The organism is uncultured Kordia sp., assembly GCF_947496985.1.
Classification (GTDB): domain Bacteria; phylum Bacteroidota; class Bacteroidia; order Flavobacteriales; family Flavobacteriaceae; genus Kordia.
In genome coordinates, this window is record NZ_CANMEZ010000026.1 from 1 (window position 1) to 1,165 (window position 1,165).

Genomic DNA, 1,165 nt, shown 5'->3' on the forward strand with positions numbered 1-1,165 from the left:
GTATCATCCAACACATTGACATTATTATCAGCATCTTCTGGTGTTTCATGATAGGTAACTGTTACCTGTCCTGGAATCAGTCCACCTGTGATTTCATTCTCAGTACTTCTGATATCAAAAATACCAAAACCATCATTGTCAGTATCACAGTATTCTAGATCAGTTGGGATATTGGCTACAGGCGATTCATTAACGGTGATGTCAAAATTAGTGATGCTAAAACAACTCGTGGTTCCATTTTCTACACGCACAAATATGGTTTGTGGATTACTGATGTTGGTATATGGAGAGGCGAGCGGATTGGTATCATTCTCAGCGTCTGTTTGACTGAGATAATACTGCACAGAAACACCAGTTTGTGTTCCGATGATTTGTCCACTTTGTGAATTAAGATCACTCTGAGCAATGCCGTCAAAGGGATCGTCACAAACCACTAAATTAGCAGGCATGTTGGCAATTGGATTTTCATTGATGATCAAATCAAAACTCATAGAGGTATTGATACATCCTGTGATGGTATTTTCTGCACGCACAAAAATAGTTCTGGCAAAAGACATGTATGGACTTGCAATTGGATCTGTATCAGCTATAGCATCAGCAAGTGATTCGTGATAAGAAACATCAATACTAGCTTGTCCATTGATAACCTCTGTATCTTTTATGGTTAGATCAAAAATAAACTGCGTTGGATCATCACTACAAACTACATAATCTGTAATAGTGTTTTGATCTGGTAATGGATTTACCGTTAGAGTGATGTGTTCTCCAAGTCCTAAACAGGCATTATCCACATCACTATCTACACGTACAACAATGTTTTGCGTATTAGGAGAAGCGTCATTTCTGTGATTGCTAATATCTGGAATGGGATTGGTTTCTGCTAAGGCGTCTGTAAAGTTTTCATAATAGGTGATGGTGAGCGTTTGTCCTGTGGCAGGAAAGAGTGCATTGATTTGTGCTTCGGCACTACTAAAATCAAATGTAGCTACACCATTGGTATTTTCATTATCAACTAGTTCGTCATCACAGACCTCGAAATTGAGTTGAAAACTAGCAGGAATCTGTGTGGTAGCCACAGATAGATTCACCTGTCCAACTCTAAAACACCCATTTATAGTTTCAACTCTTCCATAGAGGATAGTTCCATTTGAGCTAGAGAAAGCTG

The 1,165-nt window shown here is 38.7% G+C and carries 1 pseudogene; it reads right to left on the reverse strand.

What is annotated here, in order from left to right:
* Window positions 1–1,165, reverse strand: a pseudogene (locus Q0828_RS24350) (CUB protein); the annotation flags it as partial.